The sequence below is a fragment of the Clavibacter sp. A6099 genome, assembly GCF_021919125.1.
Taxonomy (GTDB): domain Bacteria; phylum Actinomycetota; class Actinomycetes; order Actinomycetales; family Microbacteriaceae; genus Clavibacter; species Clavibacter seminis.
Map to the genome: position 1 here is coordinate 127,363 of NZ_CP083439.1, position 26,937 is coordinate 154,299.

Consider the following 26,937-nt stretch of genomic DNA (forward strand, 5'->3'; position numbering starts at 1 on the left):
CACCCGTCGGCCGCCGCGCTTCCCCCCGTCGGCTAATCGTGTTAGCTTCTAGCTACGACGATTAGCTGCCCGGGAGGACACGATGAGCGAGACCCTGAGGATCGGCGCGGAGACCCTCGCCTACGACCTGGACGGCGACGGCCCGCTCGTCGTGCTCGCCCACGGGATGGGCGACAGCCGCCACTCCTACCGCTTCCTCGTGCCGGGCCTCGTTGCCGCCGGCTACCGGGTGGCGAACGTCGACATCCGCGGCTGCGGGGAGTCCAGCACCGGCTGGACCGGCTACAGCCGCGCCGACATCGCGGGCGACCTCGTCGCGCTGGTGCTGCACCTCGGCGGCCCGGCCGTCGTCGTCGGCCAGTCGATCAGCGGCGGCGCGGCCACCATCGCGGCGGCCGACGCCCCCGACGTCATCTCCGGCGTCGTCGAGCTCGCTCCGTTCACCCGCGCGCAGTCGGCCGACATCGGCGGCCTCCTGCGCGCGAAGGCCCACCGGGCGGCGACCGTGCAGCTCGCCCGCGTCCTCCTCGCCGGGAGCCTCGCCGGCTGGATGCGGTACCTCGACCTCGCGTTCCCCACCAAGCCCGCCGACTGGGCTGCCGAGAGCGACCGCATCCGCACGACCCTCGAGCGACCGGAGCGCATGGCCGTGCTGCGGGCGATGGCGAAGACGAGCCCGGCGGACGCGGGCGCGCGGCTCGCCGACGTGCGGTGCCCGGTGCTCGTGATCGAGGGCGGCGCGGATCCCGACTGGGCCGACCCGCGGGCCGAGGGCGGGCGCATCATCGCGGACCTCCCCGCCGGGCTCGGCGAGCTCGCGGTGATCGACGGCGCCGGGCACTACCCGCACGCCGAGACGCCGGATGCGGTGCTGGCGCTGCTGCTGCCGTTCCTCGGCCGCACCCTCGCCGCGACGACCCCGGGCGCCCGTGCCTAGGGCCGGGCTCGACGCCGCGACGGTCACCGAGGCGGGCGCAGCGCTCGCCGACGAGATCGGCCTCGCGGGCCTCAGCATGGGCGCGGTCGCCGAGCGGCTGGGCGTCAAGACGCCGTCGCTCTACAAGCACGTCGCCTCCCTCGCCGACCTCCAGCATCGGATCGCCGTGCTCGCCACCGCCGAGGCGGGCGACGCGATGCGCGACGCCACGCAGGGGCGATCCGGCGAGGAGGCCCTGACCGGCGCCGCGCACGCGCTGCGCGACTACGTGACCGGGCATCCGGGGCGCTATGCCGCGACGGTCGGAGCGCGGTCGACGGGCGCCGGGGATCCGCTCGACCCGGCCCGCGAGCGCGCCCTCGACGCCCTGTCCGCCGTGCTGCACGGGTACCGGCTCGGCGAGGACGACCGGATCCACGCCCTCCGGATGCTGCGGAGCGTGCTGCACGGCTTCGCGACCCTGGAGGTGGCCGACGACTTCCAGATGGCGACCGACATGGACGTGAGCTTCGGATGGATCGTCGCGTTCCTCGACGGCGGCCTGCGGGCGACGGCCGGCGGCGGGCGCGCGTCGTGAGCGGCGGCCGACCGGGGACGCGGACGGCGGCGCGGCCGGGCACGCGTCCGCCTGGGCACGACACCCTCGCCGGCGGCCTGCGCTTCCTCGCCGAGCTGATCGCGTGGGTCGCGACCCCGTGGGCGCTGTGGCCGCACTCGATCCCGCTCGCCGTCGGCGCGGTCGTGCTGCTGATCGCCCTGCCCGCCATCTTCAGCACCCCGGGCGACCGGCCCGGCGGCGACGGCCCGGTCCAGGCGCCGGGCATCGTGACGATGCTGCTCGTGCTGCTGCAGCTGGTCGCGGCGTCGGTGGCGGCGTGGGCGATCTGGCCGACGTGGATCGCCGTGGCCGTGACGGCGCTGTGCGTCGCGGTGGTGGTCACGGAGCAGCCGCGCTGGCGTGCGCTGACGCGGCGTCGCCGACCGGGCGTCGCCGCCGATCGCCGGCGCTAGCGGGCCGCAGCCTCCGGGCGTCGCCACCGCCGGAGCAGCGTGGGCGCGGTGGTCAGCACGAGGATCGCGAACAGGGTCTGGTCCACCACGCCCCACACCGAGAGGCCGCCGATCGTCGTGAACACCGTCCAGTTGACCGCGATGTCGGCGACGATCACGGCGATGCCGAGCGCGACCCCGGTGCGGCGCCGTCGGGCCAGCAGGGCGATGACGAGCGGATCCAGCACCGTGAGCGACAGCCAGAAGGCGCGGAGGGCGAGCGGGAAGCCGGCGTAGACGTCCGCCCCGCCGATCACGATGTCGAGGACGTGGGTGGTGGTGCCGATGCCGAAGCCGGCGATCCAGAGGATCCGGACGATCCGGGGCCCGCGCTCGGGATCGCGGCGGCGCACGTCGCCCACCTCAGCCCCAGCTCGCCGAGCCGGGCGGGACCGCGGCCCGCGTCCCGCCGCGCCACCGGGCGATCGACTGCTCCACGTACTCGCCGACGAGGGCGGGCAGGTCGAGCGTCGGGTTGTGGATCCACTGGATCTCGAGCCCGTCGAGGATCGCGAGGAAGCACGCGGCCTCGTAGTCGAGCGTCGCGTCGTCCATCGGCGGCACCTGCCCGAGCGCGACCGCCTCGCCGAGGCGGCGGCGGATCTGCGCGATCGTGCGCGCGTACCGGCCGCGCATGTACTCGTGCGCCGGGTGCGTCGCGTCGCTGGTCTCGGTCGCGAAGGTCAGGTACAGCTCGAGGAAGCCGCGGTGCTCCACGTGGTAACGCATCAGGTCGACGAAGGCGCGCAGCGCGGGCAGGCCCGGGGCGGCCTCGGAGACGAACGGCTGCTGCCGGTCCCACTGCCGCAGCACCTCCGTCAGCAGCTCCTCCTTGCGGAAGTAGCGGAGCACGGCCGCGGGCGAGACGCCCACCTCGTCGGCGATCTCCTTGATGGTGGCGGCACCGTAGCCGCGAACACCGAACACGCGGACGGCTGCGGCGACGATCTCCGCGCGCCGGCGGACGCCCGTGGAGTAGAGGCCGCGAGCCGTCGATCCGGGGGGCTCGCCCGGGCCCGGAGCCGTGCCCGCATCCGCACCAGCACGCGGAAAGTTTTCCGTCGTGACCGAGGATGCGCGGCGTCGCGGGGCGGCGCTCCTCGACTCGGTCACGATGCAGATCCTCCCTCTTGTGCGTCCATGGACCCGGACGTACAGTGACTCAACCGTAAACGAAGCGTCAGTATTCGTTCTGCGGTGATCATTGCTAGGGACGAGGGCGTCGTGGGCGAAGAGGTGTTCGGTGTGGGCCTTGTCGGGGCCGGGCCGGTCGGGCAGGCCATCCACCTGCCGACCCTGGCGCGCATGGCGGACCGGTTCCGCGTCGTCCACGTGATGGACGTCGACGCGGACGTCGCGGAGCGGGTCGCCGCACGGGCCGGTGCCCGGCACTCGACCGACGCGGACGCGCTCATCCGGGACCCGGCCGTCGACGTCGTCGTCATCGGCAGCCCGAACCGCTTCCACGCCGAGCAGGTCGTCGCCGCGTGCTGCGCCGGCAAGCGCGCCGTGCTCTGCGAGAAGCCGCTCGCCATCTCCGCGGAGGAGGGCCGCGCCATCGCCCGCGCGTCCGCCGAGCACGGCGTCCCCGTGATCGTCGGCACCATGCACGCGTTCGACCCCGCCTGGATCGCCGCGGCCGACGCCTGGGACGCCTCCGGCCGCGCGCCGCACACCGTCCGCATCTCGGCCGTCATCCCGCCGAACCCCGACTCCGAGGACTCCGCCACCGAGATCGTCGGCCGCCCCGCACCGCGCGTGGCCGGTGAGCCGGACGTCGAGGCGCAGGCGCTCGCGGTCACCGGCGGCGTGCTCGGTCTCGCGATCCACGACCTGCCGCTCGCGCGCCGCCTGCTGCCCGAGGAGCGTCCGCGCGTGATCAGCGCGCGCGCCCTCCGGCCGTGGGGCTACGAGATCGTGGCGATGGTGGGCGAGAGCGTGCTCGAGATCCACGGCATCGGCGGCGCCTCGTGGGATCCCGAGTGGACGCTCGACGCCGTCGCGCGCGACCGCTCCCTCCACCTCGACTTCTCCCTCTCCTACGTGCACGCCGGATCCAGCACCGCCACGCTCACGGACACCCGCGGCACCACCGGCTGGGGCCCGTATCCGGACAACGGCTACGTCGGCGAGTGGGAGCATGTGCACGACGTGATCACGGGCCGGGCCGCGCCTGTTCCGATGGGGGCGCAGCTCGCCGACCTCGACCTCGCGACCGACATCGCGGAGCAGAGCGCCGCGATCATCCGCTCGGGCGGCGCCGTCCCCGCGGCGACGACCGTCGACGCACCCCGGACGGAGGTCGCGGCATGACCGCCCTCACCCTCCGCATCGACGGCGGCGGGTCGGCGACCCACGCGCACGCGGCCGTCGCGACCCTCGCCAGCCTGCCCGAGTCCTTCCGCCGCACCGACGACGCGGGCGACGTGGTCGTGGTCGCCGGCGGCGCGGGCTGGGCGGGCCGCGCGACGGCAGCCGCCCGATCCGGCGTCCGCGCGATCCTGGTGCTCGAGCCCGGTCCCGCAGCCGACGCCGAGCTCGCGGATCTGGCCGAAGCCGGCGTCCCCGTCGTGCTCGACGTGCCGTGGCGGCACGACGAGGCCGTGCGCCGGGTCGCCCCGCGGATCCACCGGCTGGCCGCCCCCGGCGCCCTGTTCGAGGCGCGCGCCACCGTCGCGTCGACCGACGACCTCGCAGGCTCCGCCCGCGCGCTCGCCCTCACCGCGCAGGTGCTCGTCGGATCCCCGCTCACCGAGCTCGCGCCCCTCGCGGAGACGCCCGACCACTACATGCTCTCGGGCAGCACCGCGTCCGGAGTGCACGTGATCGTCAGCGCGGTCGTCACCGCCCACGCCCACGCGTGCGCGACCTTCCGGCTCGTCGTCGGCGACCGCGCCGCCCACGTCGTCCTCCCCGCGCCGGGCACGGCAGCACCCGGGCGCGCGAGCGTCACGGACGCCGCCGGCCGCGAGGACCTCCCGGTCGTCTTCGAGTCCGGCCACCGCACGGCGATGCGCCTGGCCCGCGACGCCGCCCACGGTCGATGCGTCCCCGACGACGTCGCCGACCTCCGCTCGCTCCTCGCCGCAGCGCCCGCGCTCGCCGCCGACGCGCGCCCCTAGACCCAGCCCCTTCCCTTCCACCACACACAGCACCACCGGACAACGGAGTCAGAAATGCCACAGCAGTCATCCAGCGCCTTCGGCAACGGCCTCACCCGACGATCCCTCCTGAGCGCGGGCGTCGGCGCCGCGGCGGTCGGTCTCCTCGCCGCCTGCAGCGGCGGCGGCGGAGGCGCGAGCGGCGCCGCCGGCGATCTCAAGTTCTGGAACATGCCCTGGGGAGCGCCCGCGTTCCTCACCGAGGACAAGGTGATCTCCGCCGCCTACAAGCCCGCGAGCGGGTTCGGCAAGGTCAGCTACCAGCAGGTCCAGTGGGCCAACTTCACGCAGACCTTCTCGACCGCGGTCGCCGCCAACAACGGCCCCGCCGTGAGCTCGGGCGGCGGGACGACGGCGTTCCTCTTCGAGTCGCAGGGCAAGATCGCCTACGCCGACGACCTCATCGAGACGTGGAAGGGCAACGGGATCTACGACGACTTCCTCCCCGGCCTCGTCGACACCCTGAAGACCGCCAACGGCTACGCGGCCGTCCCGTACAACCTCGACATGCGCATGTACTGGTACCGCAAGGACCTGCTCGAGAAGGCCGGCGCCGACGTGCCCACCGACTGGGACAGCTACGAGGCCGCGTGCGCCGCGCTCAAGAAGATCGGCGTCTACGGATACGGCACCCGCTCGGGCGCCGGCGCGTTCACCGGCTTCCACCAGATCGTCGCCCACATGATCAACAACGGCGGCGGCCTCTTCGACGCCGACCAGAACCCGGACGTCGTCACCGAGGCCAACATCCAGGCCGTCGAGTGGGTGCTCGGCATGGTGAAGAACGGCTACGTGGATCCCCGCAGCGCCACCTACACCTCCGACAACGCGTACCAGCAGATGGACGCCGGCACCTTCGGCATGTTCTGGGACGGCGCGGGGGCCACGGCCAACGTGACGCCCGAGACCGCGGCGCAGATGGTGGTGGGCGACCCGCTCGTGGGCCCCGGCGGCGAGAAGGGCGCGCTCTACTTCCCGAACAACATCATGATGTACAAGTCGACGCCCAGCCAGGAGAACAGCGAGGCGTTCCTCACGTACTACTACCAGAACATGAAGTCGCTCTGGACGAAGCAGACGGGCATCGGCCTGCCGCCGCTCAAGTCCATCGCCGACGAGGCCTACGCCGACGACCCGAACACCCTGAAGATCCTCAACGACTGGCAGCCCATCTCGAAGACCTGGGGTGCCCCGGGCTCGAACACGGTCTTCCAGAACGTGACCAAGGTCGACGGCACGCAGCCGACGATCTCGTTCGCGCAGGCGGTCCTCGGCGGCACGGTCACCGCGAAGGCGTCCCTCGAGACCCTGCAGAAGGAGCTGGAGGCCGGCGCGTGACCCGCGTCGTCCCCCGGGCCGTGACGTGGACGGGATGATCTGATGGCCGTCGACACCCGCGACACCCGCGTCGCGGACAAGATCGGGCTGGCCCGCCGCGGCGTCGGCGTGGCCGGCCCCGGCCGGCCGCCGAGCGCGCCGCGGAAGGGCCGCGGGAAGACGCCGCTCGGCCGGGCGGGGAAGACGCTGGCGCTGTTCGCGCTGCCGTCCCTCCTCCTGCTCGTGCTGCTCAACGTCTACCCGGTCGTCTACTCGTTCCTGCAGTCCCTCCAGAAGGGCACGCCGTCGACGCTGCCGTGGCAGACGCCGTTCGTCGGGTTCGAGAACTACGCGAACGTGCTCACCTCGGAGTCGTTCCGCAACGCGACCACCTTCACGATCGTCTTCACGGTCGTGGGCGTGTTCGGGTCGTGGATCGTGGGGCTCGCGCTGGCGCTGCTGCTGCGCACCCGGATCCCCGGGAACGGGTTCTTCAAGGTGCTGCTGCTCCTGCCGTGGATCGTCCCCGTGGTCGTCTCGGCGACCTCGTGGAACTGGCTCGTGGCGACGCCGCAGAGCCCGGTGCCGATCATCCTGGAGAGGCTCGGGTTCCCGGACGCGAACTTCCTCGGGGATCCGGTGCTGGCGCAGGTCGTGGTCTGCGTATTCAAGGTGTGGATCAGCTTCCCGTTCATGCTGATGATGATGTCCTCGGCGCTCGCGTCGGTGGACACCAACGTCTACGAGGCGGCGAAGATGGACGGCGCGAGCGCCTGGCAGGCGTTCCGCGGCGTGACCCTCCCGATCATCTCCCGCACCACGTACATCAGCTGGGTGCTGATGACGATCTTCTGCGTCAACGACTTCCCGACGATCTTCCTGCTCACGCAGGGCGGTCCCGTGAACGCGACGACGTCGCTGATCGTGCTGGCGTACCAGCAGGCGTTCCAGAACCTGCAGACCGGCCCGGCGACCGCGGTGGCCTTCATGATGACGGCCGTGCTCGTCATCGTGTCGACGCTGCTGTACCGGCAGATCAAGAAGGCGGACATCGAATGAGCCAGGCACTCGCCGTCGGCGGCGCCACATCGGCGACCGTCGGGGACGTCAAGCGGACCTCCGCGAAGCAGCGCGAGCAGAAGGGCCAGTGGTGGCGGTTCCTGCTCATCGCGGTCATCACGCTCGTGGTGATCACGCCCATCCTCGCGGTGCTGTTCCTCTCCACCCAGCCGGGGCAGAACTCGACGGCGACCGGATTCACGTTCGAGAACTTCGAGCGCGTGCTCGGCGGCACCGACGTGATGATCTGGCTCGGCAACAGCCTGATCGTCGCGCTCGTGACCGTGCTCGTCTCGGTCGTGATCGCGGCGCCGGCCGGGTACGTGCTCAGCCGCTCGCGGTCGAAGCTCGTCTCCGGGTACTCGCTCGTGCTGTTCGTGGTGCAGGCCCTGCCGGTGGTGACGGCGGCGATCCCGCTGTTCATCACGTTCTCGGCGATGGGCCTCATCAACACGCTGCAGGGCGTGGCGATCATCTACATCGGGTCGACCATGTCGGTCGCGATCTGGATGATGGCGGCCTACATCGACTCCATCCCGATCACCCTCGAGGAGGCGGCGTGGATGGACGGCGCGAGCGTGTTCAGCGGATTCATCCACGTGGTGCTGCGGAACTCCCTGCCGGGCATCCTGTCGACCGCGATCTTCTCGTTCCTGCTGGCCTGGAACGACTACCTGATCGCGCTCCTGTTCCTGCAGGACTTCACGAAGTACACCCTCCCCATCGGCCTCAACACGTTCTTCCAGCAGAACGCGGCCGACTGGGGCTCGGTGATGGCGGTCGCGGTCATCATGATGCTGCCGCCCGTGCTGATCTTCGCCCTGCTGAACAAGTACTTCAGCGTCGGCGGGATCGGCGGGTCGCTCGCCGGGAGGTGATGCGGCCGGGGCGCGGGTGAGGCCGCGTCCCGCACGAGAGCCCGCCCCCGTGATCCGGATGGATCTCGGGGGCGGGCTCTCGTCGTGCGTGGAGCGTGCGGCTACGCCTCATCGTCCCGCGCCTCGTACGCCGCCCGCTGCTCCTGCACCTCGCGGATGCGCGCGATGTCGAACTTCGGGCGGCGGTGGAAGTCGTAGATGCCGTTCTGCTCCTGGAAGGTGTCGGTCAGCTGCGTGAAGCAGTAGCCGAACATGAGCGGATCCTCGAGCAGCACCTCGGTGAGGCCGCGGAAGCGGGCGTGCCACTCCTCGACGCTCGCGACGCGCTCGCCGTAGCCCCAGGAGACGGCGCGCGCCGGGTCGCTGGCGTCGGCCTGAGGGCGGTCGATCTCGTCGGGGTTCCACCAGATGCCGCCGTACTCGGAGACGAAGAACGGCTGGCCCGCGTAGGGCACGGAGATCGCGCGGCCCTGGAGCTCGTTGACGAACGGGCGACCTTCGGCGAGGCCGGCCTGCTCGCGGCGGAACGCGTCCGGGTCCTGCTCGTAGGAGTGCGAGTCGTAGACGTCGGAGGAACGCACGCGGTGCGAGTAGCCGGACGCGTCGAGGACGGGACGGCTCGGATCCGCCGCCTTCGTGGCGAGGTACATGCCGGCGGTCACGTCGTCGAGCTGCGTGATGCGGTCGTGGATCGCCTGGTACGTCTCGTTCAGCGGGCACCAGCCGACGATCGACGGGTGCGAGCGGTCGCGCGTGACCGCCTCGATCCACTGGGTGATGAAGGACGCCGTCGGCTGCTGCGCGTCCTTGCCGAGGCCGCCGCCCGCGCCCCAGTCGCCGAACTCGCCCCAGACGAGGTAGCCGAGGCGGTCGGCGTGGAAGAGGAAGCGCTCCTCGAACACCTTCTGGTGCAGGCGGGCGCCGTTGAAGCCCGCGGCCATCGACAGCTCGATGTCGCGGACGAGGGCGGCGTCGTCGGGCGAGGTCATCAGGGTGTCCGGCCAGTAGCCCTGGTCGAGCACGAGCCGTTGGAAGACGCGCCGGCCGTTGAGGAGCACGTCGCGGCCGTCGATCGCGATGGAGCGGAGGCCGCCGTACGAGGCGACCTCGTCGACCACGCGGTCGTCGACGCCCGACCCGTCGACCAGGCGCAGCGTGATGTCGTAGAGGTGCGGGTCCTCGGGCGACCACAGGCGCACGCGGCCCTCGGGGATGCGGAGGGTGACGCGCGTGCCCAGGTCGGCCGCGGGGATCCGCGCCCGGGTGATCTCGCCGGCTGCGTCCGCGAGCACGGCCTCGAACGACAGGCCGGCCGTCCGGTGCGAGAGCTCGGGGGTGACGGTGAACGACGAGTCCGCGCGCTGCGGCTCGATGTGCGCGGAGCGGATGTGCGCCTCGGGCACGGGCTCCAGCCACACCGTCTGCCAGATCCCGGTGGTGCGCGTGTAGAAGCAGGACGTGTTCTCGAACCAGGTCGCCTGCTTGCCGCGGGCCTGCGGCTCGTCGCGGGTGTCGCGGGCGCGGACCACGATGGTCAGCTCCTCCTCGTCGGCCCGCACGCCGAGATCCGCCGTGAACGACGTGAAGCCGCCGCGGTGCCGGGCGACCTCCTCGCCGTTCGCCCACACGGTGGCGTCGTGGTCGACGGCGCCGAAGTGGAGGAGGACGCGGCGGCCGCTCCAGCCCGCGGGGATCCGCACGGTGCGGCGGTACCAGACCGCCGTGAGGAAGTCGACGTCGCCGATGCCCGACGCGGTGGACTCCGGCGCGAACGGCACGAGGATCTCCTCCGCCAGATCCCGCTCGAGGAGCCCGCGCTCGAGGCCGCTGTCGCCGCGGTCGCGCTCGAACTGCCACGGGCCGTTGAGGTTCAGCCAGTCGGGGCGCGTGGACTGCGGGCGCGGGTGCTCGGGCTTGGGGATCGCGGGAGTGGCGGTCGCGGTCGTGGTCGCGGTGCTGTCGGTCATGATCGGGCTTCCTTCTGTCGAGACGGAGGGGAGGTGCGGTCGATGCCAGCCTGCCGCGGCGGGATGGGACGGCGCCGGACGGGAGGCGGGCGCGTCGGTCAGCGGGCGTCGCGCGGGGCGGTCGGAGCGGACGGGGTGGCGGCGGGCGCGGATCCCCAGGCCGGGCTGCGGATGCCGTCCGCCGCGCTCGTCCACGAGCGGAGCAGGTCGGCGACGTCGGCGCTCCGCTCGTCGGCGATCGCCTGGGCGAGCGCGTCCTCGAGCAGGTCGGCGATGACGACGCGCTCGCCGCCCCGCTCGCTGCTGCGGATCGCGCCCTCCACCATCGCGAGGCTGAGCACGTTGTGCCGCACCTCCGTCGGCGGGCTCGTGCCGGCGCGGAGGGATCCGACGAACTCCTCGAGCGACGCGGCGATGCCCTCGGGGTGCTCGGGCACGTCGAACCGGCCGCCCGCGACGTCGAGCCCGACGACCTCGTCGCCGTCCCAGCGCGCGGCGCCGCGCTCGCCGTACGCACGCCAGTCGGCGTTCCACGACGTGGGCATGCCGGGTGTGCAGCGGCTGCCGACGTACGCGAACCGGGCACCGGACGCGAGCTCGAAGTCGGCGGTGGCCGCGGCGTCGCCCGCGAACCAGCTCCACGGCGGGTTCCACGAGCTGCAGCGCACGGCCACGGGCTCCTCGCCCGTCGCGTACCGGAGCTGGTCGAAGTGGTGGATGGACATGTCGACGAGCAGCGGATGCGCCATCTGCTCGCGGAAGCCGGGCTCGTGATCCTCGTGCAGGAACTGCGCGTGCACGACCGCGAGCGGCCCGACCTGCGCGACCGCCTCGCGGAACGCCGTGAGGTGGGTGAAGTAGCGGCGCGACTGGCTGACCATCAGGAGTCCGCCGGTGATGTCGGCGAGCGCGACCTGGCGCAGCGCCTCCGCGACGGTCGGCGCGAGCGGCTTCTCGCACAGGACCGGCAGGCCCGCGCGGAGTGCCTGCTCGTTGACGACGCGGTGCGCCTGCGGCACGGTCACGTTGATCACGGCCCGGGCGCCGGAGTGTGCGGCGACCTCGGCGACGGACGCGCCCACGGCGATCCCCTCGAGCCCCGCGGCGCGCACGGCGGACTCCGCGAGCGGCACGTCGAGGTCGACGACGCCCACTAGCGCGGCGTGCGGGGAATCGGCGAGCATGCGGATCCACAGCGCGCCCATCACGCCGGCGCCCACCACGACGACGGGCAGGCGGTCGGATGCGGGTCCGTCGGCGGCCCCCGGTCGGCGATCGGACGTGGTCATGGTGCTCGCCTCCCGGGCACGACGGCGAGCCCGCTCCGACGATACCGGGCGTGCGCTCAGTCGCGCGGGGCCGCCGCCGTCTCGGCTTCGATGGTGGACGCCGTGGGCGGGGCCGCGTGCGCGCCGTGCCCGCCGTCCGCCGGGAGGCCGGCCGGGAGATCCGGCGCCGACGCCGACGCGTGCGGGTGCGTGCGCTCGAGCGCGGCGCCCTCGATGTCGACGTCCGGCAGGATCCGGTCGAGCCAGCGCGGCAGCCACCAGGCCGAGCGGCCCAGCAGGTGCATGAGCGCGGGCATCAGCAGCATCCGCACCACGAAGGCGTCGAGCAGCACGCCGAACGCGAGGCCGAAGCCGATCGAGCGGATGATCGTCGACTCGGAGAAGACGAACCCGCCGAACACCGAGACCATGATCAGCGCCGCCGCCGTGACGACCGCGCGCCCGGCCCGGAACCCCTGCACCACCGCGAGCCGCGCCTCGGCGCCGTGCACGTACGCCTCGCGCATGCCGCTCGCGAGGAACAGCTGGTAGTCCATGGCGAGGCCGAACAGGATCCCGACGAGGATCACCGGCAGGAAGCTGAGGATCGGGCCGCTGCTCTCCAGCCCGATGAGGCTCGCGCCCCAGCCGAACTGGAACACGGCGACGATGAGGCCGTAGGTCGCGAACAGCGAGAGCACGAACCCGCCGGTCGCGATGAGCGGCAGGAGGATCGAGCGGAACACCACGATCAGGATCAGCAGCGACAGGCCCACGACCACGAGCAGGTAGAGCGGCAGCACGGCGGCCAGCGCCTCCGAGATGTCGATGTTGGTGGCGGCCTGCCCGGCGACGCCGAGCGTGATCCCGCCGTCGAGCGCGGGCAGCGCGCGGATGTCCTGCACGAGCTCCTCCGTCGACGCGCTGTTCGGGCCCTCCTGCGGGAGCACCTGGAACGCGAGCACGGTGCCGTCGTCGGTGTTGGCGACGGGCGCCACGGCGACCACGTCGTCGAGGTCGTGCAGCGCCTGCGCGACGGCGACCTGCGTGGCGAGGAGGTCCGCGTCGGCGAGGCCGGCCGGCACGTCGGCGACCACGAGCAGCGGGCCGTTGGCGCCCTCGCCGAACTCGTCGGCGACCGTCGAGAAGGCGCGCTCGCTGGTGGATCCGGCCGGCTCGCTGGATCCGTCGGGCAGGCCGAGCCGCATCGACAGGCTCGGGATCGCGATCACGAGCAGGGCGACGACCGTGCCGAGCACCGTGAGCACGGCGCGCGCGTTCGACATGGGCTTCAGGGTCTTCGCGGCGTCCTGCGGGCGGGCCGGGTCGGCGGCCGCCGCGCGGGCGCGATCGCGCTTCCGCAGCACGCGCGTCCCGGCGAGGCCGAGCACCGCGGGCGTGAGCGTGATCGCGACGAGCACGGCGACGAGCACGCACACCGCGCCGACCGTGCCCATCAGCGCGAGGAACGGCACGCCCGTGATGTTGAGCGCGAGGAGCGCGACGATGACGGTGGATCCCGCGAACACGACCGCCGTGCCCGACGTGCCGTTCGCGAGCCCGATCGACTCCCGCACGCCCGTGCCGGCGAGCATCTGCTTCCGGTGCCGGTTGACGATGAAGAGGGAGTAGTCGATGCCGACCGCGAGGCCGAGCATCACGCCCAGCACCGGGGTCACCGACGCCATGTCGACGATCCCCGAGAACGCGAGCGAGGCCGTGACGCCGACGCCCACGCCCACCACCGCGGTGACGATGGGGAGCGACGCGGCGATGACGGTGCCGAGCATCACGATGAGCACGATGGCCGCGAAGACCAGGCCGACGACCTCGCCGATGCCGAAGATCTCGGGCACGCCCTGCGCGAGGTCGGTCGCGAAGTCGACGCTCGTGCCGGCGACGGGGGAGTCCTGGAAGTGCGCGATCGCGGACTCCTTGGTCTCCTCGGAGAGCTCGAGGCGCGGATCCGTGAAGGAGACGTTGACGATGGCCGTCGAGCCGTCCGCGGAGACGACGCCGATGCCGTCCGTGAGGCCGAGGAGCGTGCGGCCGAGCTCGGCCTGCTCGGCGCCGGACTCGAGCTGCGTGCGATTGGTGTCGACGGTCGCCTGCTGCTGCTGGAGGGCCTGGGTCTGCTGGTCGAGCTGGGCCTGCTGCGCGTCGAGCGCGGCGATCTGCGCCGCGGGCGCGCCTGCGGCCACGGCCTGCTGGCGCGCGGCGGTGAGCTGCTGCTGGCCCGCGTCGAGCTGGGCTTTCCCGGCGTCGAGCTGCTGCTGCGCGGCGTCGAGCTGGCTGCGGCCCGCGGTGATCTGCGCGTCGCCGCTGGTGAGCTGCGCGGCCTGGTCGGCGCGCTGCTGCGTGACGGCGAACGGATCCACGACGCGCGCGACGCCCGGCAGGTCGCCCGCGCTCGCCGCGAGTGCGGAGATCGCTTGCTCCTGCGCCGCGGTGAAGGCCGAGCCGTCGGTGGTGCGGTAGACGACCGTGCCGGTGCCGCCCGCGGTGTCGGGCAGCGTCTGCGCGAGCTCGTCGGTGACCGCGCCGGATGCCGTGCCGGGGATGTCGAAGCTGTTGCCGAGGGTGCCGGCGAACGCGAGGAACGAGCCCACGCCGATCCCGAGGATCACCACCCACGAGACGATCACGAGCCACGCGCGACGCGCGGCCATCGAACCGAGCCGGTACAGCACTGACGCCATGTCATCTCCCTCAGACGCTTCGACGATACGCTACGTCTCGTCTAGTTTCTGGAGCTACCCTGTGCAGGTGAACGAGCACCGAACCGGACGGGTCCGCAGCGAAGCAGCCCGCGAGGCGATCCTCGGCGCGACCGTGCGCCTCATCCACGCCGTCGGCTACGACCACCTCACGATCGAGGGCGTCGCTAAGGAGGCCGGCGTCGGCAAGCAGACGATCTACCGGTGGTGGCCGTCGCGCGGCGCGCTCATCGCCGAGTGCATGACCGAGGGCCGCCTGATGCCCGTGGAGTTCGCCGTGCCCGACACGGGTGACCTCCTCGCCGACATCGAGCGCTGGCTCACCCACGTGCTCGCTGAGATCGACGCGCCCACCGGCGGTCCGCTCGTGCGCTCGCTCGTGGCCGCCGCCGCCGAGGACGCGGCCGTGGGCGACAGCCTGAGCGCGAGCCTCGGCGTCGACCGCGACCTGTCCGAGCGCCTGGCCTCGGGGATCCGCGCGGGCCAGCTCCCCGCCGACGCGCCCGTCGACGAGCTCGGCCAGGCGATCCTCGGCGTCATCGTGCTGCGCGTGCTCGGCCGCAAGGGCGACCACGCGGAGAGCGTGACGCGGCTGGTGCGGTTCGTGCTGGGTGGCGGCGGCGCCTAGGCCGGCGCTGGCGCCTCGACGGCGAGCTTCACGCCGACCGCCCCGAGGAGCCCGCCGGTGGCCCAGCGCTGCCAGCGCATCCACCGCGGTCGGCCCCGCAGGAAGACGGCGATCGAGCCGGCCGCGAGGACGATCCCCGCATTGACCGCCATGCTCACCAAGATCTGCACCGCCCCGAGCTGGAAGCCCTGCGCAACGACGTCGCCCGCGCCCTGGTCGACGAACTGCGGGATGAGCGCGAGGTACATGATCGCGGCCTTCGGGTTGAGCAGGTTCGTGACCAGCCCCATGCGGAAGAGCTTCGCGGTGGAGTCGCGCGGCAGGTCCCGCGTGTCGAAGACGGAGGAGCCGCCCGGTCGCAGCGTCGAGTACGCGAGCCACAGCAGGTAGGCCGCGCCGGCGACCTTGAGCCCCGTGTATAGCCACGGCACCACGACGAAGACCGCGGCCAGGCCGACGTTGGCCATCGTCATGTAGATGACGAAGCCGAGACCGGTGCCGGCCAGCGAGACGAGCCCCGCGCGACGCCCCTGGCTGATGCTGCGCGAGACCAGGTACATCATGTTCGGGCCCGGAGTGAGGACCATGCCGAGGGCGACGACGGCCATGGCGGATGCGGCGGTCAGGGTGATCATCCGGGTCCTCCTCGAGGGATCGGCGGCGGGTGGTCCGCGGCCGGAGGGACCAGCTTGGCGCATGCGCGGAGTGGGGCCGGCGCGGCGCCCGTCGCATCACCCGTACGTGTAGAACCCCTCGCCCGACTCCCTGCCGAGCTTGCCCTTGTCGAGGTACTCGCTCTTGAGGTGGGCCGCCCACGCCTGCGCGCCCGGGTCGTCGCTCGCGGCGGAGACCGCGTAGGCGGTGCGGAGGCCGATGAGGTCGAAGATCTGGAACGGGCCGAGGGGCGCGCCGGTCGCGATGCGCCAGGTGGTGTCGACCGTCTTCGGATCCGCGACGCCCGTCAGCACGAGACCTGAGGCCGCCGCGAGCAGCGGCACGAGGAGCGAATTGAGCACGTAGCCGGGCTGCTCCTTCTTCAGCGGGATCGGGACCATGCCGATCTCCTCCGCGAACGCGACGACCCGGTCGAACACCTCGGGCGACGTCCGCTCGGTGCCCATGATCTCGGCCGTGTTCTGCACCCACACGTGGTTCGCGAAGTGCAGGGCGAGGAAGCGGTCGGGGCGGCCGGTGGAGTCGGCGATGTCGCTCGGGAGCAGCGTCGACGAGTTGGTCGCGAAGACCGTGCGCTCGGGCGCGGCGTCGGCGATGCGGCGGTAGACGTCCTGCTTGAGGTCGAGGCGCTCGGGGACGGCCTCGATCACGAGGTCGGCGTCGGCGACGGAGGCGGCGAGATCGCTCGTCAGGATGATCCCGGCGGCCGCCGCGGTGGCGGACTCCCGGGTCTCCTCGCCGGACTCGGACACGAACTGCGCGACGATCGCGTCGAGCCGCCCGCGCGCGGCCTCGAGCGCGGCGTCGTCCACGTCGTAGCTCGTCACGGTCTTGCCGTGGTTCGCGGCCTGGAACGCGATCTGCGCACCGAGCACCCCGGCTCCGAGGACTGTGACCTTCGTGATGTCGGGCATGCGGACTCCTTCGTCGGCGGACGCGCGGTGCGGTGCGGTGCGGGCGGGTCCCGCGTGCGGCGTCCGCTCCAGCGAATCACCGGGCGGCGTCGGTCGGGCCGCGCGTGCGGCCAGCGGACATCCCGCGGCTGCCTGCCCGGCTCATCCCCGGCCGGCACTCGGTAGCGTCGAGGAGCGGATCCCTCCGCCGAGCAGGAGGACCCCATGAGCGAGACCCCGAGGCGCCGGCCCCTCGATCCCCTCGACCCCGCCGACCAGGGCGTCGCGGGCGAGCTCCGCCGCGACCGCTTCCTCGGCGGCCGTGACCTCACGCGCTGGGCCACCCCGATCGGCCGCGCGCTGGTGCGGCTCGTGCAGCGGATCGTGCGGGCGCTCGGCCCGTACGCGGCCCTAGTCATCACGCTGCTGGTGGGCCTCGTGCTCGCGTTCGGACTGGTCGCGATCGCCGGGCAGGTCTACGACAACGTGACCGACGCCGACGGGGTCGCCGGCCTCGACCGGCCGCTCCTCGCCTTCATGATCGGCATCCGCACGCCGTGGCTGAACGACGCGGCGACCGCGTACACGGACGTCGCAGGCGTCGTCGGCATGCCGATCATCGCCGTGGTCACGATGCTGTTCCTCGCGGTGCGCCGCCGCTCGTGGACCCCGGTCATCCTCGTGCTCGCGGCCGGCGGCGGATCCCTGCTGCTCACCATCGCGGGCAAGGACATCATCGACCGCGCCCGCCCCGCGCTCGCCGATGCGGTGCCGCCGTACGAGACGTCGCCGTCGTTCCCGAGCGGCCACACGCTCAACGCGGTGGCGATCGCCGGGATCCTCGCCTACCTGCTCCTCCTCCGCCAGCACCGCCGCGCGACCCGCGTGCTCTCGGTCGCGGTCGCCGTGATCTTCGCCCTGACCATCGGCGCCACCCGCGTGTACCTCGGCCACCACTGGTTCACCGACGTGCTCGCGGCCTTCTTCCTCGGCGGCGCGTGGCTGTCGCTGGTGATCACGGCGCATCGGCTGTACCTGACGGCGCGGCGGCCGGACGCGGCGTCGGTCGTCGGGGCCCGGTGATCCGTCCGGCCTGTGGGACGGTGGGGAGATGGATGACAGGCGCAGGTTCGAGGACGACTCCGCGGCACGGCAGCGGCTGACGGGTGAGCTGTCCGCGCGTCAGGTGCTCGTGCTCATCGCGGTGACCGCGTTCATGTCCGCGTCCGCCCTCGCGTTCGTCGAGCTCGAGTCGGTCACGCGGATCGTCCTGATGATCGTCGTGATGCTGGTGCTCGTGCTGATCGGCCGGGTCGTCATGCGCCGCAGCAACCTCCGCCGGAACCGCTAGCCCGCACGCGCCAGGGTCGCTCCGTGCGAACCTTGCCGCATGGATCTCGAGGTTGGCCCCGCGCTGACCATCCCCGCCGCCGAGCTGCAGTGGCGGTTCTCGCGGTCGTCCGGGCCCGGCGGTCAGCACGTCAACACGTCGGACAGCCGGGTGCAGCTCACGTGGGATGTCGCCGGATCGCTCGTGCTCAGCGACCGGCAGCGGGAGCGGATCCTCGACAAGCTCGGCCGGCGCCTGGTCGCCGGCACCATCACGGTCACGGTCTCCGAGCAGCGGTCGCAGCTGCGCAACCGGGTCGCCGCGATCGACGGGCTGCGTCAGCTCGTCGCCGACGCGCTCGCGCCCGACGCCGCGCCACGACGTCCGACCCGCCCCACGAAGGGATCCCAGAAGAGGCGCCTCGCGGCCAAGACGCAGCGCTCCGCGACGAAGCTGCAGCGCAAGCGGCCGACCGGAGACTGAGCGCGCGGACGGGCAGGCGTCAGCGGATCAGGCGGACGCCCCCACTGCCACATCCGACCGGTCCCACCCCAGCGCCTCCCCGATCTGCTTGATCGCGGCGAGCGAGCGCAGGTTGAAGTCCACGCCGAGCTGGTTGGGGATCGTGACGAGGAGGGTGTCGGCCGCGGCGATCGCCTGGTCCTTGCCGAGCTCCTCGATGAGGCGCTCCGGGGTGCCGATGTAGGAGCGGCCGAAGCGCCACTTCTCGCCGCCGACCTCGCCCACCTGGTCGCGGCCCTCGATCTGCGACCGCACGCCGAAGTACATCTCCGACTCGTCATCCACGATTGGGATGATGCTGCGGCTCACGCTCACGCGCGGCTCCCACGCGTGCCCGGCGGCGGCCCAGCCGTCGCGGAACAGCTGGATCTGCTCGGCCTGCAGCACGTCGAGCGGCACGCCGGTGTCCTCGGAGAGGAGCGTCGACGACATGAGGTTCATGCCCTGCTCGGCCGCCCACTGGCCGGTGGCGCGCGTGCCGGCGCCCCACCAGATCCGCTCGCGCAGGCCGGGCGACTGCGGCGTGATCGCGACACCGCCCGCGATGATGCCGCGCTGCGGGGCCGCGGTCGCGAGCTCCTCGCCCTCGAGTGCGCGGAGGAAGAGGCCGGTGTGGCGGCGGGCCATGTCGGCGTCGGTCTCGCCGTCGAGGGGCACGTAGCCGAACGACTCGTAGCCGGCCTCGACCTGCTCGGGCGATCCGCGGCTGATGCCGAGCTGCACCCGGCGGTTGGAGATGAGGTCGGTCATGGCCGCCTCCTCCGCCATGTAGAGGGGGTTCTCGTAGCGCATGTCGACGACGCCGGTGCCGATCTCGATCCGGCTGGTGCGGCTCGCGATGGCGGCCAGCAGCGGGAACGGCGATGCCTGCTGCGGCGCGAAGTGGTGCACGCGGAAGTACGCGCCGTCGATGCCGATCTCCTCGGCCGCGACCGCGAGGTCGATCGACTGGAGCAGCGACTCCTGAGCGGTGCGCACGCGGGATCCCCGCACGTCCTGCCAGTGGTTGAACGACAGGAAGCCGATCTTGGTGGCCATGGGGCGCTCCTCGGTGCTCGACGGCGGCGCATCCGGGTGGATGCGTCTGCATGGAAGTGAACGGCGGCCCCGCGCCCGTCTATTCCCGCGCCGGCCGCTCTGGACCTCGCCGCGACGCGCGCCTACGCTCCGGACATGCACCGCATCTACACGACGCCGTTCGCGTCGGTCCACGTGCTCTACGTGAAGAAGGTCGAACGCAAGGGCCGCACGCGCGCGGAGGTCGACGAGGCGATCACCTGGCTCACCGGCTTCGACCAGGCCGAGCTCCAGCGCCACCTCGACGTGGAGACGACCTTCCAGGACTTCTTCGCGGCGGCTCACCTCACCCCGCTCGCCGACCAGGTGCGCGGCGTGATCTGCGGCGTCCGCATCGAGGAGATCGAGGACCCGCTGATGAAGGAGATCCGGATCCTCGACAAGCTCGTCGACGAGATCGCGCGCGGCCGGCCGATGCAGAAGGTGCTGCGGGGCTAGCCGATTCGCAGCACATCCGCCAGCCCCGTGAGGGCAGCACCGCGCGGGCGTCGAGCAAAAGGTGCGTAATCGAAAAGCAGGTCGATCCTCGCGGCCCAACGGCCCGGCGGCTTAGGTTCATCTTAGGAAGCTCCGCCGCCGGTGGACCTCCAGTGACTCAACGAGGTGCTCGGCATGCAACTGCCTAATCACGATCAGATTGTGGCCGCCATCGAGGATCTGCGCGAGGTGCGAGTGTCGTTCCGCTCGAAGGAGGACGGCGGCGCGGTTCTCGTGCGTCGGTGTGCACCTATGGACTACGCGCCCGCTAGCCGTGCACTCGACAAAACTCCGCGGTACCACTTCTGGGACTGGCAGAGTGACGGCCCGCGGACTCACACGCTCTCCCTGCTGGCGAGTCAGATCGTCTCTGTGGAAATTTTGGACTCAGCTTTTGACCCTGCGTCATTCGTCACCTGGTCGACTGGCTGGTCCATTCCTCGCAACTCCTTGGGCAGCTTCAACTGACGGGGTGTTTACCTGAAATAAATCAGGGTCGTCACTGCATGCGCCTTCGTGCTGGCGAGGAGTGGGCTTGCGCAACTCACGGCAGAGCTGGCGCGTCCCTGGCCGGAGCTAGTAGTGGTCGCGCGCTTGGAGGATCACGATGTGCGTGTCCGTGACCAGGTACACCAGGCGATTCGCCTCGTCGATGCGCCGCGACCACGCGCCCGAGAGGATGTGCTTCAGGGGCTCGGGTTTGCCGGGCCCTTCGAACGGATCGCGCATCACATCGCGGATCAGAGCGTTGATCCGCTTGAGGGTCTTGCGATCCTGGCCCTGCCAGTAGGTGTAGTCGTCCCAGCCGTCGGCGTCGAAGGCGAGCTGCCGGCTCACTCGTCGATCAGCTCGTGCGTCTCGAACTCGCCTCGGCGTGCCCGCTCCAGGGCGCCCAGCAGCCGCTGCGCGCCCTTCGCGTTCCGGAGCAGGTAGGCCGTCTCCGTGATCGCGTCGAAGTCGTCCTTCGAGATCAACACGGCGTTGCCGTGCTTCGAGACGACCTCCACGGGGGAGTGATCGTCGTTGACCTGCTGGATGAGGCCGAACAGGTTCCGACGCGCGTCGGATGCGGTGATGGCGGACATGGCGCGGCTCCTCAGGGTGGTACCGAAAAGCGTACCACTCGTGCCTCGACCCGCGGGGGCTTCCTAGCCGATCCGCACGGCCTCCGCGAGCACCGCCGCCGGCAGCACCGCGCTCGCGTGCAGCACCTCGATGCCGAGCAGGCGGCCGTCGGCGTCGAAGTCGAGGGCGACCTCGCCGCGGCCGCCGGGCGTCGAGATCGAGTGGATCGTCGTGGCCGCCTCACCGTCGCCGAGCGGACCTGCGAGCTCGACGTACGCGGCGTCCGCCACCGCGTCGTACGTGACCCGCATCACGCGCCCGCCCCCATCACCCGGCGGAACGCGTCGAGCGTCTCGTGCAACACCTCGGCGAGGTCGGTGGTGCCGCCCTCGTCGGAGAGCCAGCGGCCGATGGAGACGCCGAAGACCGTCGCGGTGGCGTGGGCGACGAGCATGGCGGTGAGCGGATCCGACCCGCGCTCCACGAAGCCCGCGCGCACGGCCTCCTGCATCGCCTGGACCTTGCGCATCTCGCGCTCCTGCAGCCCGGCGTCGGCGCCGATGATGCGCTTGCGGGCGAGCAGGGTGTCGCGCCCCTCCGCGAACTGCGACGCGACGACCTCGGGGAAGCCGTCCTCGACGACCTGCAGCGGCGAGCGGTCGGGCGCCGCCTCGCGGATGATGCGCGTCACGAGCGCCGGCAGCTCGTCCTCCTCCGCGAAGAGCACCTCGCGCTTGTCGGCGAAGTGGCGGAAGAAGGTGCGGGTCGTGAGGCCGGCGCGGGCGGTGATCTCGGGCACGGTCGTCTCCGCGAAGCCCCGCTCGCGGAACAGCTCGAGCGCGGCGGCGGCCAGGCGCTCGCGTGCGTCCGGCTGCCATCTGCTCATGCGTCGATCCTAGTGATGACACGGCATGCCATGACTGTGTATGGTGATGACACGCGATGTCATCGGGCAGCGCGATCCTCAGATCGGAGATCTGCTGTGCCCACCGAAACCGCCGCCTGGCTCGCCTCGTCCGCCGCCGACCTCACCGTCGGATCCGCGCTGCGCACCGCACCCCGCGAGGGCGAGGTCGCGATCCGCGTGCGCGCCGTCGCGATCAACCCGCTGGACAGCATGAAGCAGCACATGGGCGACCTCATGTACCGCTGGCTCCCGCACCCCGCGGTGCTCGGCGAGGACGTCGCGGGCGTCGTCGAGGAGGTCGGCCCCGGTGTCACGCGCTTCGCCGTCGGTGACCGGGTCGTCGCGTACGCGGTCGGCATGGAGAAGGGCCGTCGGCACCAGGCGGAGGGCGGGTTCCAGACGCGCGCCATCGTCCGCACCGAACTCGCGTCGCCGATCCCGGACGCGATGCGCTTCGAGGACGCCGCCGTCCTGCCGCTCGGCATCTCCACCGCCGCCTCCGGTCTGTTCGGTGCCGGCCAGCTCGGTCTCCGCATGCCCGACGCGACCACGCCGCCGACGGGCGAGACGGTGGTGGTGTGGGGCGGATCCACGAGCGTCGGCCTCAACGCGATCCAGCTCGCGGTCGCCGCCGGGTACGACGTGGTGACCACCGCCTCGCCGCGCAACCACGAGCTCGTGACGGGCCTCGGCGCGAGCCGCGCGTTCGACTACCGGAGCCCGACGGCCGTGCGGGACATCGTGGCGCACCTCGCGGCGAGCGGCAGGAAGGTGGCGGGCGTGCTCGCCATCGGCACGGGATCCGGCGGCCCGGCCGTCGACATCGCCATCGCCACGGGCGCGACGCGGGTCAGCATGGCGAGCCCGCCGGTGTCGTTCGAGACCCTCCCGCGCGGCGGGCGCATCGGCCTGCCGCTCGTGCGCCTCGGGATCCGCATGGGCACCGCCACCCCGGCCCTGATGATCCGCGCGCGCGTCCGCGGCATCCGGGCGACCTTCATCTGGGGCAGCGCCCTCATGCACGACGAGGTCGGCCCGATGCTCTGGGAGCGCTTCCTGCCGGCCGCGCTCGCCGAGGGCCGCTACGTCGCGGCGCCGGCGGCCGAGGTCGTCGGGACCGGGCTCGAGGCGATCCAGCCCGCGATGGACCGGCTGCGCCAGGGCGTCTCGGCGCGGAAGCTCGTGGTCGCGCTCTAGCGGCAGGCCGCGTCAGGCGCTCGCCGCGAGGCTCAGCAGCGCGGGAGGCGGGCCCGCAGGACCCAGGATCCGTCGACGACCCGGGCGTCGAGCTCGCCGCCGAGCAGCGTGACCCGCTCGCGCATCCGGTGGATCCCGTAGCCGGACGACGGGATCGGGCTCCCGCCGTTGCGGAAGGGCAGGCTGCTCGCGACGGAGACCGCGACGTCGGCGGGACCTGGCTCGAAGTCCACCCGGACGTCCGGGCGGGTGGACGCGTGCTTCGCCACGTTGGTGGCCGCCTCCCGGAGGAGACGGACGATCGTCCTCTCGATGGCGTTCGAGACCTCCATCCCGCGGAGCGAGCCGATGTGCACCCGCGCTCCGAGTGCCTCGAGGTCGCGTCGGACGGCGTCGACCGTCTCGGCGAGGGTGTCCCCGTCTCCTCCCAGGTCCTCCCCGGCGACGGCAGCGCGATCGTCGCGCACGACGCGGAGCACGCGCCGGATGTCCGCGAGTGCCTGGTCGGCGCTGTCCCGGATCGCGGCGACGGACTGCGCCTGCAGCGCGGGATCATCGACCCGCTCGAGGACGCGTACGTGCATGGCCACCAGGGTGACGTCGTGGGCGATGATGTCGTGCAGCTCGTCCGCTATGCGCTGGCGCTCGGACTCGAGCTCCGTCGCGCGGATGCGCTCGAGGTCCTCGAGGTCGACGGCGAGGCGCAGCTCACGCCGGAACGAGGACCGCAGAGTCCACCCCACGACGGCCGCGAGCGCTCCGATGAGGAGGACGACGGGCAGCGCCGATGTCGTGAGCTCCTCCGTGGTCGACCACTGCAGCACGATGAGGGTCGTGGCCGTGATGGCGTACAGCGTGCTGAACCAGCGCGGGCTCGTGTAGACGACCAGCCCCATGGCGGCCGCGAGGTAGACGGCGAGACCGCCGCCCTGGACCCCGGCGGTCTCCAGCAGCGCCGCCACGAGCAGGCCGATGGATGCGGCGGGCGGCGACCACGCGAAGAGCGCGACGGCCACGGTCGGCGCCTCCTGCGCGACCAGCACGCGCCACGACGATGCCGGGTCGTCGATGAAGCCGACGAGGTCGACGATCAGCACCAGCGTCATCACGGCCACGAGCGCGATGCGTCCACCGAACGGCAGGGACGAGAAGCCCGCCTCGCCCCCGCGCAGGGCGTCCGGCAGCCCGGCCATGCGGCGTCGGAGGTCCGCGGCTCTCGTCACCCGCCCATCATGACGGGTCGTCGGCCCGATTCACTTGCAGATCCCGAGGAGCTTGCACGCCTCGTTCCAGAATCCCGTCGGCCGGATGATCTCCATGAGCGCCAGCAGTGCCTGCATCGTCGTCCCCTTCTCCGTGGCTCTCGAGAAGCGTGGCTGCGGGGGCGTCGACCGCGATGCATCCGAAGGTCGCGGATCGCGAGACTTGCGTATGGCGGTCGGCGACGAGCGGCCGCATACACTCGCGACATGGATCCCATCCGCGTCCTCATCGCCGACGACGAGGCGCTGGTGCGGCATGCGCTGCGCATCTTCGTGCAGTCCGACCCCGGCATGACCGTGGTGGGCGAGGCGAGCGACGGCGTGCTCGCCGTCCGCGCGGCGGAGGAGTTGCGCCCGGACGTCGTGCTGATGGACCTGCAGATGCCGCGCATGGGCGGCATGGAGGCGACCCGGCGGATCACGGCGATGCTGCCCGACACGCGCGTACTCGCCGTGACGACGTTCTCGTCGGAGCGGCACGTGGTGCCCGCGTTGCGGGGCGGGGCCTCCGGCTACCTGGTCAAGGACAGCGAGCCGGACGACATCCTGCATGCCATCCGCGAGGTGCGGGCGGGCCGCTCCGTCATGTCGCCGCGGATCACGCGCGACCTGATCCTATCCCTCCGCGACGAACCGGCCACCGGCTCCCCGTCCACCTCGGCCCATGAGCCGCTGACGCCGCGCGAGGACTCGATCGTCCGCCTCATCGGCCGGGGCATGTCCAACGCCGAGATCGCCGGCGAGCTGCACCTCTCGGAGCCCACGATCAAGGCGAACCTCAGTCGGGTCATGACCAAGTGGGACGTGCGGGACCGTGTGCAGGTGCTCATCCACGCCGTCCGCCACGGTGTCGTGGACCTCACTCACCACGAGGCGCGATCGGAGGCCGGATCGCGCTGAGGGCCATCGCCGTCCCCCGCCGCCGCGTCGTCCGTCGACGGGGCTCCCTGGCTTGCTCTGGTGAGGACGCGCGAGACTGGGCACACCGACACCCGAGGAGCACCCGCATGAGCCGCATCACCGTCGACCAGCTCGCCGCCCTGGACTCGCCCGTCCTCATCGACGTGCGCGAGCCCGACGAGTACGCCGCGGGCCACGCGCCCGGCGCAGTCAACCTGCCCATGTCGCAGCTCGACGCGCGCGTCGACGAGGTGCCGACCGATGGTCCCGTGCACGTGATCTGCCAGTCCGGTGGGCGCAGCGCGCGCGCGACCGAGGCGCTCGCGGGCCGCGGCATCGACGCGGTCGACGTCGAGGGCGGCACGAGCGCGTGGAGCTCCGCGGGGCACCCCGTCGACTGCTCGTAGGCGGATCCATGCCCGCCGCCGCGCACGACCTCCTCACCGTCCCCGACCGGGCCGCGTGGCGCGCCTGGCTCGACGCGCACGAGGAGACGTCCGACGGCGTGTGGCTGGTGCTCGCGAAGAAGGGCACGACGGATCCGACCTCGCTCATCTACGCAGAGGCCCTCGACGAGGCGCTGTGCAGCGGATGGATCGACGGGCAGACCGCGAGCATCGACGAGCGGATCTTCCGCCGCCGCTTCACCCCCAGGCGGAAGGCGTCGCTGTGGTCGGAGCGCAACATCGGACTCGTCGCGACGCTCACCGCGGAGGGCCGGATGCGTCCGGCCGGGGTCCGCGAGGTGGAGCGCGCGCAGGCCGACGGCCGGTGGGAGCGCGCCTACGCGGGCCAGGCGTCGGCGGCCGAGCCCGCTGACCTGACGGCCGCGCTCGCCGCGTCGCCCGCCGCGGCCGCGACCTTCGCGACGCTGTCCAAGGTCAACCGCTACGCCGTGATCCACCGGGTGTCGACCGCGCCGAACCCGACCGTCCGCGCGAACCGGCTCGCGAAGCTCGTCGCGATGCTCGAGCGCGGGGAGACGCCGCACCCGCAGTGACGAGGCGGCGGATCAGGAGCGATCGGCGAACCAGTCGCGCGCCAGCACCGACATGACGACCTCGTCGTGGAACGCGCCGTCGTGGAAGACCGTCTCGCGGAGCACGCCCTCCTCGACGAAGCCGACCTTCCGGTAGGTCGCGCGGGCGCGGGCGTTGTACGCGAAGACGTGCAGCTCGATCCGGTTCAGCCCCATCTCGCGGAAGCCGTAGTCGACGAGCGTGCGGACGGCGTCGGTGCCGTAGCCGGAGCCCGTGTGCTCGGATCCGATCATGACGGTGAGCGTGGCCGCGCGCGTCAGCAGCTTCGCGCCGAAGAGCGTGACGTGGCCGACGAGTCGGCCGGAGATCCGGTCGGTCACGCAGAACCCCACCGCGCCGGCGGGCTCGTTGTCGCTCCACTTCCGGAACATCTCCGCGACGTCGCCCTCGGGCCGCGGGCGCACCGTGAGCTGCTGGAGCACCGCCCACTCCGGATCCCGCCACCAGCGCACGAGGTCGGGGAGGTCGGCGTCCTCGAGCGCCCGCAGCCGGATCCGCTCGCCCTGCAGGATCCCCGCGCCGTACCGCTGCGGGTCTCCCGCGTCCGTCCACCCCATGCGGCCATGGTGCCAGGGCCGAGAGGCCGGACGGGTGGTGGCACGCGGGAGGG

The 26,937-nt window shown here is 72.3% G+C and carries 32 protein-coding genes; 18 read left to right on the forward strand and 14 right to left on the reverse strand.

Translation table 11 applies throughout. The annotated features are described in order from the left end of the window. Positions 1-82 precede the first annotated feature (82 nt). The 3 genes from KYT88_RS00620 to KYT88_RS00630 are packed head-to-tail and all read left to right on the forward strand — an operon-like array spanning position 83 to position 1,948. Complete coding sequence (locus KYT88_RS00620; protein ID WP_043582898.1) at positions 83-937, forward strand: alpha/beta fold hydrolase; 855 nt, start codon at positions 83-85, stop codon at positions 935-937. Further along, the gene (locus tag KYT88_RS00625; RefSeq protein ID WP_043582899.1) at positions 930-1,514 is read left to right on the forward strand and encodes a TetR/AcrR family transcriptional regulator; all 585 of its coding nucleotides are present in this window, start codon (positions 930-932) and stop codon (positions 1,512-1,514) included. The genes KYT88_RS00620 and KYT88_RS00625 overlap by 8 nt, the downstream gene beginning before the upstream one ends. Further along, on the forward strand, positions 1,511-1,948 hold the full coding sequence (locus tag KYT88_RS00630) for a hypothetical protein (protein WP_043582900.1): 438 nt from the start codon (positions 1,511-1,513) through the stop codon (positions 1,946-1,948). The genes KYT88_RS00625 and KYT88_RS00630 overlap by 4 nt, the downstream gene beginning before the upstream one ends. Here KYT88_RS00630 and KYT88_RS00635 read toward each other — a convergent pair. Next, positions 1,945-2,340, reverse strand: a complete 396-nt coding sequence (locus KYT88_RS00635; protein WP_147362442.1) for a hypothetical protein — start codon at positions 2,338-2,340, stop codon at positions 1,945-1,947. The genes KYT88_RS00630 and KYT88_RS00635 overlap by 4 nt on opposite strands. A gap of 10 nt (positions 2,341-2,350) precedes the next feature. Then, positions 2,351-3,100 (reverse strand): TetR/AcrR family transcriptional regulator, encoded by a 750-nt coding sequence (locus tag KYT88_RS00640; RefSeq protein ID WP_043582902.1) that lies wholly within the window; start codon positions 3,098-3,100, stop codon positions 2,351-2,353. A gap of 111 nt (positions 3,101-3,211) precedes the next feature. On the opposite strand from KYT88_RS00640, the gene KYT88_RS00645 reads away from it, so the two are divergent. Genes KYT88_RS00645 through KYT88_RS00665 form a run of 5 tightly spaced genes read left to right on the forward strand, consistent with a single transcriptional unit; the run spans position 3,212 to position 8,402 of the window. Then, positions 3,212-4,300, forward strand: coding sequence for a Gfo/Idh/MocA family protein (locus tag KYT88_RS00645; RefSeq protein ID WP_043582904.1), 1,089 nt, complete (start codon positions 3,212-3,214; stop codon positions 4,298-4,300). Continuing rightward, positions 4,297-5,109, forward strand: a complete 813-nt coding sequence (locus KYT88_RS00650) for a hypothetical protein (protein ID WP_043582906.1) — start codon at positions 4,297-4,299, stop codon at positions 5,107-5,109. Before KYT88_RS00645 ends, KYT88_RS00650 begins: the two co-directional genes overlap by 4 nt. A gap of 54 nt (positions 5,110-5,163) precedes the next feature. Continuing rightward, on the forward strand, positions 5,164-6,486 hold the full coding sequence (locus KYT88_RS00655) for an ABC transporter substrate-binding protein (protein WP_043582908.1): 1,323 nt from the start codon (positions 5,164-5,166) through the stop codon (positions 6,484-6,486). Between the two features lie 42 nt (positions 6,487-6,528). Continuing rightward, on the forward strand, positions 6,529-7,524 hold the full coding sequence (locus KYT88_RS00660; RefSeq protein WP_043582910.1) for a carbohydrate ABC transporter permease: 996 nt from the start codon (positions 6,529-6,531) through the stop codon (positions 7,522-7,524). Then, the gene (locus tag KYT88_RS00665) at positions 7,521-8,402 is read left to right on the forward strand and encodes a carbohydrate ABC transporter permease (RefSeq protein WP_043582912.1); all 882 of its coding nucleotides are present in this window, start codon (positions 7,521-7,523) and stop codon (positions 8,400-8,402) included. The genes KYT88_RS00660 and KYT88_RS00665 overlap by 4 nt, the downstream gene beginning before the upstream one ends. 101 nt (positions 8,403-8,503) lie before the next feature. Here the strand turns inward: KYT88_RS00665 and KYT88_RS00670 are convergent, their stop codons facing one another. The 3 genes from KYT88_RS00670 to KYT88_RS00680 form a co-directional block, all read right to left on the reverse strand. Beyond that, positions 8,504-10,369 (reverse strand): glycoside hydrolase family 2 protein, encoded by a 1,866-nt coding sequence (locus tag KYT88_RS00670; protein ID WP_051629171.1) that lies wholly within the window; start codon positions 10,367-10,369, stop codon positions 8,504-8,506. A 98-nt stretch (positions 10,370-10,467) separates the two neighbouring features. Continuing rightward, on the reverse strand, positions 10,468-11,658 hold the full coding sequence (locus tag KYT88_RS00675) for a Gfo/Idh/MocA family protein (RefSeq protein ID WP_043582914.1): 1,191 nt from the start codon (positions 11,656-11,658) through the stop codon (positions 10,468-10,470). A gap of 56 nt (positions 11,659-11,714) precedes the next feature. Then, positions 11,715-14,336: an MMPL family transporter gene (locus KYT88_RS00680; RefSeq protein WP_043582916.1), complete on the reverse strand. Its 2,622-nt coding sequence runs from the start codon at positions 14,334-14,336 to the stop codon at positions 11,715-11,717. A 67-nt stretch (positions 14,337-14,403) separates the two neighbouring features. On the opposite strand from KYT88_RS00680, the gene KYT88_RS00685 reads away from it, so the two are divergent. Then, positions 14,404-14,982: a TetR/AcrR family transcriptional regulator gene (locus tag KYT88_RS00685; RefSeq protein WP_237583722.1), complete on the forward strand. Its 579-nt coding sequence runs from the start codon at positions 14,404-14,406 to the stop codon at positions 14,980-14,982. Here the strand turns inward: KYT88_RS00685 and KYT88_RS00690 are convergent. Together KYT88_RS00690 and KYT88_RS00695 are read right to left on the reverse strand one after the other, a co-directional pair. Continuing rightward, positions 14,979-15,617 carry a LysE family translocator gene (locus KYT88_RS00690; protein WP_043582919.1) on the reverse strand — a complete coding sequence of 213 codons (639 nt, stop codon included), beginning with the start codon at positions 15,615-15,617 and terminating at the stop codon, positions 14,979-14,981. The two genes, KYT88_RS00685 and KYT88_RS00690, sit on opposite strands and share 4 nt — an antisense overlap. A gap of 96 nt (positions 15,618-15,713) precedes the next feature. After that, the gene (locus KYT88_RS00695) at positions 15,714-16,571 is read right to left on the reverse strand and encodes a 3-hydroxyacyl-CoA dehydrogenase (RefSeq protein ID WP_043582921.1); all 858 of its coding nucleotides are present in this window, start codon (positions 16,569-16,571) and stop codon (positions 15,714-15,716) included. Between the two features lie 204 nt (positions 16,572-16,775). Here KYT88_RS00695 and KYT88_RS00700 point away from each other — a divergent pair, with 204 nt between their 5' ends. From KYT88_RS00700 to arfB, 3 genes are read left to right on the forward strand one after another with little or no spacing between them, the layout of a single operon-like run. Further along, positions 16,776-17,633, forward strand: a complete 858-nt coding sequence (locus KYT88_RS00700; RefSeq protein WP_043582923.1) for a phosphatase PAP2 family protein — start codon at positions 16,776-16,778, stop codon at positions 17,631-17,633. A 28-nt stretch (positions 17,634-17,661) separates the two neighbouring features. After that, a complete protein-coding gene (locus KYT88_RS00705) occupies positions 17,662-17,901 on the forward strand; it encodes a hypothetical protein (RefSeq protein WP_043582925.1) in 240 nt (79 codons plus the stop codon). A 39-nt stretch (positions 17,902-17,940) separates the two neighbouring features. Then, positions 17,941-18,363, forward strand: a complete 423-nt coding sequence (gene arfB / locus KYT88_RS00710) for an alternative ribosome rescue aminoacyl-tRNA hydrolase ArfB (RefSeq protein ID WP_043582927.1) — start codon at positions 17,941-17,943, stop codon at positions 18,361-18,363. A 27-nt stretch (positions 18,364-18,390) separates the two neighbouring features. On the opposite strand, the gene KYT88_RS00715 is transcribed toward arfB, so the two are convergent. Next, a complete protein-coding gene (locus KYT88_RS00715; protein WP_043582929.1) occupies positions 18,391-19,440 on the reverse strand; it encodes an LLM class flavin-dependent oxidoreductase in 1,050 nt (349 codons plus the stop codon). Positions 19,441-19,575: 135 nt separating this feature from the next. Here KYT88_RS00715 and KYT88_RS00720 point away from each other — a divergent pair, with 135 nt between their 5' ends. Together KYT88_RS00720 and KYT88_RS00725 are read left to right on the forward strand one after the other, a co-directional pair. Further along, positions 19,576-19,917, forward strand: coding sequence for a DUF2200 domain-containing protein (locus KYT88_RS00720; protein WP_043582931.1), 342 nt, complete (start codon positions 19,576-19,578; stop codon positions 19,915-19,917). Between the two features lie 201 nt (positions 19,918-20,118). Next, positions 20,119-20,424: a hypothetical protein gene (locus KYT88_RS00725; protein ID WP_200871128.1), complete on the forward strand. Its 306-nt coding sequence runs from the start codon at positions 20,119-20,121 to the stop codon at positions 20,422-20,424. Between the two features lie 108 nt (positions 20,425-20,532). On the opposite strand, the gene KYT88_RS00730 is transcribed toward KYT88_RS00725, so the two are convergent. From KYT88_RS00730 to KYT88_RS00745, 4 genes are all read right to left on the reverse strand, one after another. Beyond that, complete coding sequence (locus KYT88_RS00730; protein WP_043582935.1) at positions 20,533-20,793, reverse strand: Txe/YoeB family addiction module toxin; 261 nt, start codon at positions 20,791-20,793, stop codon at positions 20,533-20,535. Then, a complete protein-coding gene (locus KYT88_RS00735) occupies positions 20,790-21,041 on the reverse strand; it encodes a type II toxin-antitoxin system Phd/YefM family antitoxin (protein ID WP_043582937.1) in 252 nt (83 codons plus the stop codon). Before KYT88_RS00735 ends, KYT88_RS00730 begins: the two co-directional genes overlap by 4 nt. 63 nt (positions 21,042-21,104) lie before the next feature. Continuing rightward, positions 21,105-21,332: a DUF2283 domain-containing protein gene (locus KYT88_RS00740; protein WP_043582939.1), complete on the reverse strand. Its 228-nt coding sequence runs from the start codon at positions 21,330-21,332 to the stop codon at positions 21,105-21,107. Beyond that, complete coding sequence (locus KYT88_RS00745; RefSeq protein WP_043582941.1) at positions 21,332-21,907, reverse strand: TetR family transcriptional regulator; 576 nt, start codon at positions 21,905-21,907, stop codon at positions 21,332-21,334. The genes KYT88_RS00740 and KYT88_RS00745 overlap by 1 nt, the downstream gene beginning before the upstream one ends. 96 nt (positions 21,908-22,003) lie before the next feature. Here KYT88_RS00745 and KYT88_RS00750 point away from each other — a divergent pair, with 96 nt between their 5' ends. After that, entirely contained in the window at positions 22,004-23,125 is a 1,122-nt protein-coding gene (locus tag KYT88_RS00750) for a zinc-binding alcohol dehydrogenase family protein (protein ID WP_043582943.1), read from the forward strand. Between the two features lie 32 nt (positions 23,126-23,157). On the opposite strand, the gene KYT88_RS00755 is transcribed toward KYT88_RS00750, so the two are convergent. Continuing rightward, positions 23,158-24,348 carry a sensor histidine kinase gene (locus KYT88_RS00755; protein WP_147362324.1) on the reverse strand — a complete coding sequence of 397 codons (1,191 nt, stop codon included), beginning with the start codon at positions 24,346-24,348 and terminating at the stop codon, positions 23,158-23,160. A 246-nt stretch (positions 24,349-24,594) separates the two neighbouring features. Between KYT88_RS00755 and KYT88_RS00760 the strand changes: the two genes are divergently transcribed. The 3 genes from KYT88_RS00760 to KYT88_RS00770 all read left to right on the forward strand — a co-directional run bounded on the left by KYT88_RS00760 (position 24,595) and on the right by KYT88_RS00770 (position 26,287). Then, the gene (locus KYT88_RS00760) at positions 24,595-25,287 is read left to right on the forward strand and encodes a response regulator (protein ID WP_051629158.1); all 693 of its coding nucleotides are present in this window, start codon (positions 24,595-24,597) and stop codon (positions 25,285-25,287) included. Between the two features lie 107 nt (positions 25,288-25,394). After that, a complete protein-coding gene (locus KYT88_RS00765) occupies positions 25,395-25,694 on the forward strand; it encodes a rhodanese-like domain-containing protein (RefSeq protein WP_043582947.1) in 300 nt (99 codons plus the stop codon). Positions 25,695-25,702: 8 nt separating this feature from the next. Further along, positions 25,703-26,287 (forward strand): YdeI/OmpD-associated family protein, encoded by a 585-nt coding sequence (locus tag KYT88_RS00770; RefSeq protein ID WP_043582949.1) that lies wholly within the window; start codon positions 25,703-25,705, stop codon positions 26,285-26,287. 12 nt (positions 26,288-26,299) lie between these two features. On the opposite strand, the gene KYT88_RS00775 is transcribed toward KYT88_RS00770, so the two are convergent. Further along, positions 26,300-26,884, reverse strand: coding sequence for a GNAT family N-acetyltransferase (locus KYT88_RS00775; protein WP_043582953.1), 585 nt, complete (start codon positions 26,882-26,884; stop codon positions 26,300-26,302). Positions 26,885-26,937: the final 53 nt, after the last annotated feature.